This is a genomic window from Pseudomonas sp. AFG_SD02_1510_Pfu_092 (assembly GCF_003331055.1).
Classification (GTDB): Bacteria; Pseudomonadota; Gammaproteobacteria; order Pseudomonadales; family Pseudomonadaceae; genus Aquipseudomonas.
The window spans coordinates 238130-247125 of sequence record NZ_PUQD01000001.1 but is presented as its reverse complement, the minus strand read 5'-3'; the positions used below and the strand labels follow the sequence as shown (position 1 = coordinate 247125).

At 61.3% G+C, this 8996-nt stretch carries 7 protein-coding genes; 5 read left to right on the top strand and 2 right to left on the bottom strand.

From position 1 onward, the window contains the following. Positions 1-136 precede the first annotated feature (136 nt). Together C6A77_RS01225 and C6A77_RS01220 are read right to left on the bottom strand one after the other, a co-directional pair. Positions 137-1357, bottom strand: a complete 1221-nt coding sequence (locus tag C6A77_RS01225; protein ID WP_114167679.1) for a CaiB/BaiF CoA-transferase family protein — start codon at positions 1355-1357, stop codon at positions 137-139. Positions 1358-1371: 14 nt separating this feature from the next. Beyond that, positions 1372-2553, bottom strand: coding sequence for an acyl-CoA dehydrogenase (locus C6A77_RS01220; protein WP_016712875.1), 1182 nt, complete (start codon positions 2551-2553; stop codon positions 1372-1374). A gap of 160 nt (positions 2554-2713) precedes the next feature. Between C6A77_RS01220 and C6A77_RS01215 the strand changes: the two genes are divergently transcribed. From C6A77_RS01215 to C6A77_RS01195, 5 genes are all read left to right on the top strand, one after another. After that, positions 2714-3613 (top strand): LysR family transcriptional regulator, encoded by a 900-nt coding sequence (locus C6A77_RS01215; protein ID WP_114167678.1) that lies wholly within the window; start codon positions 2714-2716, stop codon positions 3611-3613. A gap of 434 nt (positions 3614-4047) precedes the next feature. Then, positions 4048-5169, top strand: coding sequence for a Re/Si-specific NAD(P)(+) transhydrogenase subunit alpha (locus C6A77_RS01210; protein ID WP_015268506.1), 1122 nt, complete (start codon positions 4048-4050; stop codon positions 5167-5169). An 11-nt stretch (positions 5170-5180) separates the two neighbouring features. Continuing rightward, complete coding sequence (locus C6A77_RS01205; protein WP_008097413.1) at positions 5181-5495, top strand: NAD(P) transhydrogenase subunit alpha; 315 nt, start codon at positions 5181-5183, stop codon at positions 5493-5495. Positions 5496-5497: 2 nt separating this feature from the next. Further along, positions 5498-6934 (top strand): NAD(P)(+) transhydrogenase (Re/Si-specific) subunit beta, encoded by a 1437-nt coding sequence (locus tag C6A77_RS01200; RefSeq protein WP_114167677.1) that lies wholly within the window; start codon positions 5498-5500, stop codon positions 6932-6934. Positions 6935-7120: 186 nt separating this feature from the next. Beyond that, positions 7121-8614, top strand: a complete 1494-nt coding sequence (locus C6A77_RS01195; protein ID WP_114167676.1) for an acetyl-CoA hydrolase/transferase family protein — start codon at positions 7121-7123, stop codon at positions 8612-8614. Positions 8615-8996: the final 382 nt, after the last annotated feature.

Here is an 8996-nt window from a genome sequence, read left to right as displayed (position 1 = left end):
TGCCCGTGGATGGGGGGCCAATAATACGGCTATTCTAACCCCCTTAAATCTTTATTTTAAACAAACCTTAATATCGCTAAAAAACAAGGCGGGGAGCCCGGAGGGCCTCCCCGCTTTTCATCGAAACCGCACGCCTTCAAAGCACGCCAGCATGACGTAGCCGTTGCACCTCGTCGGCATCCAGCCCCAACACATCCTCCAGCACCGCCTCGGTGTGCTCACCCAGCAGCGGCGGCGCGCGACGGTACTCCACCGGTGTCTCCGACAACCGAATCGGGCTGGCCACCTGCGGCACGCTCCCGGCCAGCGGATGCGGAATGCTCACCGCCAATCCACGCGCCAACACCTGCGGGTCCTGGAACATCTGCGCCAAGTCATTGATAGGCCCGCACGGCACCCCAGCGGCTTCCAGCTGAGTCACCCACTCGGCCGTGGTCTTGAACACCGTCGCCTGGCGGATCAACGGGATCAGCTCGGCCCGGTTGGCCACCCGCAGCTTGTTGGTCACGAAGCGCGGATCGTCCGCCCACTGTGGCTGCCCGGCCACCTCAGCGAACTTGCGGAACTGGCTGTCGTTACCCACCGTAAGAATGAAATCGCCATCTGCCGTGGGAAAATCCTGATAAGGCACGATATTGGGATGCGCATTACCCAGGCGGCGAGGTGGGTTGCCCGTGGTGAGGTAATTCATCGCCTGGTTTGCCAGGCAAGCCACCTGAACATCGAGCAACGCCATGTCGACATGCTGGCCGACCCCGGTCTGATCCCGATGAGCAAGGGCAGCCAGAATCGCTACCGTGGAATACAGGCCGGTAAGGATGTCGGTCAACGCCACCCCCACCTTGACCGGGCCCGCACCTTCTTCACCCTCCGGGCGACCGGTCAGGCTCATCAGCCCGCCCAACCCTTGGATCATGAAGTCATAACCCGCGCGCTTGGCATAAGGCCCGGTCTGGCCGAAGCCGGTGATGGAGCAATAGATAAGCCGTGGGTTCAGCGCTTTCAGGCTCTGGTAGTCGAGGCCATAGGCAGCCAGCCCGCCCACCTTGAAGTTCTCGATGACGATATCGGACCTCGCCGCCAGCTCTCGCACCAGGCGCTGGCCTTCGGCCTGCGTGAAGTCGATGGTCACCGAGCGCTTGTTGCGGTTGGCGGACAGGTAATAGGCTGCCTCGCTGGTGTTTTCGCCCTCGGCATCCCTGAGGAACGGCGGCCCCCACGAGCGGGTGTCGTCACCACTGCCAGGGCGCTCGACCTTGATCACGTCAGCACCAAGGTCAGCGAGGATCTGGCCCGACCATGGGCCGGCCAGCACGCGCGAAAGGTCCAGCACCCGCAGATGTGATAACGCGCCCATGGGCTGGCTCCTTATTAATAGAAGGCCTGGATACCGGTCTGCGCACGCCCCAGGATCAGGGCATGCACATCGTGAGTACCTTCATAGGTATTGACCACCTCCAGGTTGACCAGATGACGGGCCACGCCGAACTCGTCGGAGATACCATTGCCGCCCAGCATGTCACGCGCCATGCGGGCAATGTCCAACGCCTTGCCGCAGGAGTTGCGCTTCATGATCGAAGTGATCTCCACCGCAGCCGTGCCCTCGTCCTTCATCCGCCCCAGGCGCAGGCAGCCCTGCAGCGCCAGGGTGATCTCGGTCTGCATATCGGCCAGCTTCTTCTGGATCAACTGGTTGGCCGCCAGCGGGCGACCGAACTGCTGACGGTCCAGGGTGTACTGGCGCGCGGTATGCCAGCAGGCTTCGGCGGCACCCAGCGCCCCCCAGGAAATGCCATAGCGAGCCGAATTCAGGCAGGTGAACGGGCCTTTGAGGCCGCGCACATCGGGGAAAATGTTTTCTTCCGGCACGAACACGTTGTCCATGACGATTTCACCGGTGATCGACGCGCGCAGGCCGACCTTGCCATGAATCGCCGGTGCGCTGAGGCCTTCCCAGCCCTTTTCCAGAACGAAGCCGCGGATATCACCGGCATCATCCTTGGCCCATACCACGAATACATCGGCGATCGGGCTGTTGGTGATCCACATCTTGCTGCCGGTCAGACGGTAGCCGCCGTCGACCTTGCGGGCACGGGTAATCATCGAGCCCGGGTCGGAGCCATGGTTAGGCTCGGTCAGGCCGAAGCACCCGATCCACTCGCCACTGGCCAGCTTGGGCAGGTACTTCTGCTTTTGAGCTTCGGTACCGAATTCATTGATAGGCACCATCACCAGCGACGACTGCACGCTCATCATCGAGCGATAACCCGAGTCGATACGCTCCACCTCGCGAGCAATCAGCCCGTAGCACACGTAGTTCAGGCCACTGCCGCCGTATTGCTCGGGGATGGTGGCGCCCAGCAACCCGACCTCACCCATTTCGCGGAAGATCGCAGGGTCGGTCTGCTCATGACGGAAGGCCTCGAGCACCCGCGGAGCCAGCTTGTCCTGGGCGAACTGATAAGCGCTGTCACGCACCATGCGCTCTTCTTCAGTGAGCTGCTGATCGAGCAGCAGCGGGTCGATCCAGTTGAAGCTTGCTTTACCGGCCATGAGCGAATCCTCGAAATAAGGGGCTGTTTCTAGTGCCTTTGAGCCTAGGCCTGATCGGCCGTCGGGACAAACGAGTATTGCGCACCACTAAGTGATAATTTCTCACTCCGTAAACCACTAAAACGCCATATAGATAGCCTTACGAGTGAGGTTGACGTACATGCGCCGCAAGATTCCCAGTACTGCCGCCCTGGTCTGCTTCGAGGCGGCGGCGCGCCACGAAAGCTTTACCAAGGCCGCCCAGGAACTCGCCCTGACCCAAGGTGCCGTCTGTCGGCAGATCGCTGGCCTGGAGGCCTTCCTTAATGTGGAACTGTTCCGCCGCTCGCGCCGTGGCGTGAAGCTGACCGAAGCCGGCCTGTCCTACAGCCGCCAGGTGGCCGCGCAACTGGACGCGGTAGAGCGCGATACCTTGTCGGTGATGCGCCAGCAGGGCGCCAACGTGATCGAGCTGGCGGTAGTGCCCACCTTTGGCACCCAGTGGCTGCTGCCACGGCTCAAGGACTTCCAGCAGCGACACCCGGAAGTCACGGTCAACCTCACCAACCGCACACGGCCATTCCTGTTTGCCGACACGGCCTTCGACGCAGCCATCTACTTCGGCGATGCCGACTGGTCGGGTACCCAGTCGCACCGGCTGATGGGGGAGAACCCGGTACCTGTGTGCAGCCCGACGCTGCTCGGCGGGCAGAGCCTGCTCGACGCACAGCGCATTGCACAGCTGCCATTGCTGCAACAAAGCACGCGCCCCTATGCCTGGCGGCAGTGGTTTGGCAGCGGCGGCATGGCTGTCGAGCGCGACATGACAGGCCCGCGCTATGAACTATTCTCGATGCTCGCCCAAGCGGCCATGCATGAAATGGGCATCGCGCTGATTCCGCCGTTCCTGATCCAGCGGGAGTTGGAGGAGGGTAGGTTGGTGGTCGCTAACAGGCATGCCCTGAGCAGTGACAAGGCCTACTATCTGATGATTCCGGAGCGCAAGGTCGAATCGGCTTCACTGCGCGCCTTCCGTGACTGGCTGGTGAGCCAGGCCCAGGCATACACCTCGAGAGTCTGATCAAGCGAAGAAACTGACTTCGTAGTCAATTATTTTAAACACCTACAGATATATGTATTTGTCGCATCTATGCAAACTGTTATGCAAAGATAAAATCCGCCTCCACCCTGCTTACGGCGCGGCTTTGCGGGCTATTTTGCGACATTCACAAAACCATGGACGAACTGAGCGAAAAAAATTTGTTTTTTTCTTCTGATCTGCGAATACCCTGTGTTTGACAGGTCGCAGCCTGCCCGTTGCGACATACGGTCACAGGGTGACTTGTAGTTTTGACTTCGTTTCGCTCCAGAACGGGTTGAAGGCCCCTGGCTTCGTCTGCAAAATGCTTCGCCCGCTCGGGATTCGGCGGGTCGGCGCTCCACAGCCGCCCCAGCACACCATCCGAAGTGTGCTGGCTTTTACAAAGACAAAAGGTCACCGCAGGAGAAATAGTCGTGCACATTGGTGTTCCTCTCGAGACGCAGACCGGTGAGACAAGGGTCGCTGCGACCCCGGAAACGATCAAGAAACTGATTGGCCAGGGCCATCAGGTCACCGTCCAACGGGGGGCAGGGCTGAACGCCAGCATTCCGGACAGTGCCTACGAGGCCGTGGGCGCTTCCCTGGGAAGCGCAGCCGATGCCTATGGCGCCCAATTGGTGCTCAAAGTGGTCGCCCCCAACGACCAGGAACTGGCCCTGATCAACAGTGGCAGCCTCCTGGTCGGCATGCTCAACCCCTTCAACAGCGAGCTGATCGGCAAGATGGCCGAGCGCGGCATTACCGCGTTCGCCCTCGAAGCCGCGCCGCGCACCTCGCGGGCTCAAAGCCTGGATGTGCTGTCGTCGCAAGCCAACATCGCCGGTTACAAGGCGGTGTTGCTGGCTGCCCATCACTACCCACGCTTCATGCCCATGCTGATGACCGCTGCCGGTACGGTGAAAGCCGCACGCGTGCTGATTCTGGGCGCAGGGGTTGCCGGCCTGCAGGCCATTGCCACGGCCAAACGCCTGGGCGCAGTGATCGAGGCGTCCGACGTACGCCCGGCCGTGAAGGAGCAGATCGAGTCGCTGGGCGCCAAGTTCATCGATGTGCCCTACGAAACCGATGAAGAACGCGAATGCGCCGAAGGCGTGGGCGGTTACGCCCGGCCGATGCCGGCCAGCTGGATGCAACGCCAGGCCCAGGCCGTGCACGAGCGCGCCAAACAGGCGGATATCGTCATCACCACTGCGCTGATCCCAGGGCGCAAGGCACCGACTTTGCTCAGCGCCGAAACCGTCGCGCAGATGAAGCCCGGCTCGGTGGTCATCGACCTTGCGGCAGCCCAGGGCGGCAACTGCCCGCTGACCGTCGCCGACCAGGTGGTGCAGGAGAACGGGGTGATCATCGTCGGCCCGACCAACCTGCCGGCCCAGGTAGGCGCCGATGCCTCGGCACTGTACGCACGCAACCTGCTGGACTTCATGAAGCTGCTGTTCGACAAGGACGGCGCGCTGGTCATCAACCTCGAAGACGACATCGTCGCGGCCTGCCTGATGTGCCGTGATGGCCAGGTCGTCCGCAAGAACGGCTAAGGAGCACGACAATGGAAGACATGCTGATTTCCCATGGCATCTACAACCTGATCATCTTCGTGCTGGCCATCTATGTGGGCTACCACGTGGTGTGGAACGTCACCCCGGCGCTGCACACGCCACTGATGGCTGTAACCAACGCCATCTCCGCCATCGTCATCGTCGGCGCCATGCTGGCTGCGGCCCTGACCGTGACCCCGGCCGGCAAGGTGATGGGCACCCTGGCGGTGGCGCTGGCCGCGGTCAACGTGTTCGGTGGCTTCCTGGTCACCCGCCGCATGCTTGAGATGTTCAAGAAGAAAACCAAGAACGAGGCGCAGAAGTAAGCATGAGCATGAATCTGGTAACGCTCCTCTACCTCGTCGCCTCGGTGTGCTTCATCCAGGCGCTCAAGGGCCTGTCGCACCCGACCACTTCGCGGCGCGGCAACCTGTTCGGCATGATCGGCATGGGGCTCGCGATCCTCACCACGGTCGGCCTCATCTACAAGCTCGGAGCTGAGCTGGCTACCGCCGGCATCGGCTATGTGATTGTCGGCCTGCTGGTCGGTGGCAGCGCCGGCTCGATCATGGCCAAGCGCGTCGAGATGACCAAGATGCCGGAGCTGGTCGCCTTCATGCACAGCATGATCGGCCTGGCTGCGGTGTTCATCGCCATTGCCGCAGTCCTCGAACCGCAATCGATGGGCATCGTGGCCGCCATGAGCGACCCGATCCCCACCGGCAACCGCCTGGAGCTGTTCCTCGGTGCGGCCATCGGTGCCATCACCTTCTCCGGTTCGGTGATCGCCTTCGGCAAGCTGTCGGGCAAGTACAAGTTCCGCCTGTTCCAGGGCGCACCGGTACAGTTCGCCGGTCAGCACAAGCTGAACCTAATCCTCGGCCTGACCACCATCGCCCTGGGCCTGCTGTTCACCTTCACTGGCCACTACAGTGCCTTCACCCTGATGCTGGTCCTGGCCTTCATCATGGGCGTGCTGATCATTATTCCGATCGGCGGCGCCGACATGCCGGTGGTGGTGTCGATGCTCAACAGCTACTCGGGCTGGGCTGCGGCCGGTATCGGTTTCTCGCTGAACAACTCGATGCTGATCATTGCGGGCTCGCTGGTCGGCTCGTCCGGCGCCATTCTCTCGTACATCATGTGCAAGGCGATGAACCGTTCGTTCTTCAACGTCATCCTCGGTGGCTTCGGTGGCGATACGGATGCCGGCGCGGCGCAAGGCTCGAAAGAGCAGCGCCCGGTTAAATCCGGCTCGGCCGACGACGCGACCTTCCTGCTCAGCAACGCTGATAGCGTCATCATCGTCCCGGGCTATGGCCTGGCGGTGGCTCGCGCCCAGCACGCGTTGAAGGAACTGACCGAGAAGCTGACCCACAACGGCGTGACCGTGAAGTACGCGATCCACCCGGTGGCGGGGCGCATGCCCGGGCACATGAACGTGCTGCTGGCCGAGGCCGAGGTGCCTTACGACCAGGTGTTCGAGATGGAGGACATCAACGCCGAGTTCGGCCAGGCCGATGTGGTACTGGTACTGGGTGCCAACGATGTGGTCAACCCGGCCGCGAAGAACGACCCCAAGTCGCCAATCGCCGGCATGCCGATTCTCGAAGCGTTCAAGGCCAAGACCATCATCGTCAACAAGCGCTCCATGGCCAGCGGCTATGCCGGCCTGGACAACGAACTGTTCTACCTGGACAAGACCATGATGGTGTTCGGCGACGCCAAGAAGGTCATCGAAGACATGGTCAAAGCAGTGGAATGACGGCCGTCGCTATAAACAAGCAGATATAAAGGAAGCCCCGGTCAGAATCTGCCGGGGCTTTTCTTTTATTGATCCGGATCAACGGCTCTATTCCAAGGCTTCTCATACGACCATGGTCGCGGGACGGCAACGGGTGAAGTCTCTAGACTGCGCTGCAGTAGTTTCAGTAGCCCGAGATAACAATCCATGTACCGTGATCGTATCCGCTTGTCCTCCCTGCACAGCAAGGTAATGAGTGCGGCTGATGCCGCTGGTCTGATCGAGGACGGCATGACCGTTGGCATGAGCGGTTTCACCCGCGCCGGCGAAGCCAAGGCCGTACCACATGCACTGGCCGAACGTGCCAAGCAATCGCCGCTGAAAATCAGCCTGATGACCGGTGCCAGCCTGGGCAACGACCTGGACAAGCAACTGACCGAGGCCGGTGTGCTGGCGCGCCGCATGCCGTTCCAGGTCGACAGTACCCTGCGCAAGGCCATCAACGACGGCCAGGTGATGTTCATCGACCAGCACCTGTCGGAAACCGTCGAGCAACTGCGCAACCAGCAGCTGAAGCTGCCGGACATCGCGGTCATCGAAGCCGTGGCCATCACCGAGCAAGGCCACATCGTGCCAACCACCTCGGTGGGCAACTCGGCCAGCTTCGCGATCTTCGCCAAGCAGGTGATTGTCGAGATCAACCTCTCGCACAACACCAACCTCGAAGGCCTGCACGACATCTATATCCCGACCTACCGCCCGACCCGCACGCCAATCCCGCTGGTCAAGGTCGACGACCGTATCGGCAGTACCGCCATCCCGATCGACCCAGCCAAGATCGTCGGCATCGTCATCAGCGACCAGCCAGACTCGCCGTCCACCGTGCTGCCGCCAGATGACGAAACCCAGGGCATCGCCGACCACCTGATCAACTTCCTCAAGAAAGAAGTCGAAGCTGGCCGCATGACCAACAGGCTCGGCCCGCTGCAGGCCGGTATCGGCAGCATCGCCAATGCGGTGATGTGCGGCCTGATCGAGTCGCCGTTCGAAGACCTGACCATGTATTCCGAAGTCCTGCAGGACTCCACCTTCGACTTGATCGACGCCGGCAAGCTGAGCTTTGCTTCGGGCAGCTCGATCACCTTGTCGACCCGTCGCAACGCCGACGTGTTCGGCAACCTGGAGCGTTACAAGGACAAGCTGGTGCTGCGCCCGCAGGAAATTTCCAACCACCCGGAAGTAGTGCGTCGCCTGGGCATCATCGGTATCAATACCGCGCTGGAGTTCGACATCTACGGCAACGTCAACTCCACCCATGTCTGCGGCACCCGGATGATGAACGGCATCGGCGGCTCAGGTGACTTTGCCCGCAACGCTCACCTGGCGGTGTTCGTCACCAAGTCGATCGCCAAAGGTGGCGCGATTTCCAGCGTGGTGCCGATGGTCAGCCATGTCGACCACACCGAGCACGATGTGGACATCCTGGTCACCGAGCAAGGCCTGGCCGACCTGCGTGGCCTGGCGCCGCGCGAGCGGGCGCGGGCGATCATCGACAACTGCGTGCACCCGGACTACCGCGCGGCGCTGAACGACTACTTCGATCGCGCCTGCCAGCGTGGCGGCCACACCCCGCACATCCTGCGTGAAGCCCTGAGCTGGCACGAGAACCTGGAAGAAACCGGTCGCATGCTGGCTGGCTGATCCAGCGGCGACACGGAACGGCGGCCCTGCTTCCGCCGTTCCGGCCTCTTCGCGGCGTCCCGCTCCCCCTACGTAGACCTTGAGAACTGCACAAAACCTGTGGGAGCGGGCAAGCCCGCGAAAGGGCCCTAACAGTCAAACCCTGCTATCCCGATACCTCGCAGTTTACGGCGAAAAAATTGTACTACTGTACCGGTTATTTCACATCCTCACGCTTGGCCAAACCTTGCACCAAAGCCAAATTGCACCAAATAGGTGCGGACCGGTACAGTTTCGCCTATTTCGAGTGCAACAGTAGGGTTACACAGTTAACTGAGCCATCGTCTTTCCACTGAACTGTATCTACTGTTATGGACGACAGAGGAGGATCATTGGCATCAGT

What these genes read in the sequence shown, in the direction of transcription:
- C6A77_RS01225 (WP_114167679.1), bottom strand. Translation starts at nt 1,357, where the DNA reads ATGGGCGCGTTATCACATCTGCGGGTGCTGGACCTTTCGCGCGTGCTG.
- C6A77_RS01220 (WP_016712875.1), bottom strand. Translation starts at nt 2,553, where the DNA reads ATGGCCGGTAAAGCAAGCTTCAACTGGATCGACCCGCTGCTGCTCGAT.
- C6A77_RS01215 (WP_114167678.1), top strand. Translation starts at nt 2,714, where the DNA reads ATGCGCCGCAAGATTCCCAGTACTGCCGCCCTGGTCTGCTTCGAGGCG.
- C6A77_RS01205 (WP_008097413.1), top strand. Translation starts at nt 5,181, where the DNA reads ATGGAAGACATGCTGATTTCCCATGGCATCTACAACCTGATCATCTTC.
- C6A77_RS01200 (WP_114167677.1), top strand. Translation starts at nt 5,498, where the DNA reads ATGAGCATGAATCTGGTAACGCTCCTCTACCTCGTCGCCTCGGTGTGC.
- C6A77_RS01195 (WP_114167676.1), top strand. Translation starts at nt 7,121, where the DNA reads ATGTACCGTGATCGTATCCGCTTGTCCTCCCTGCACAGCAAGGTAATG.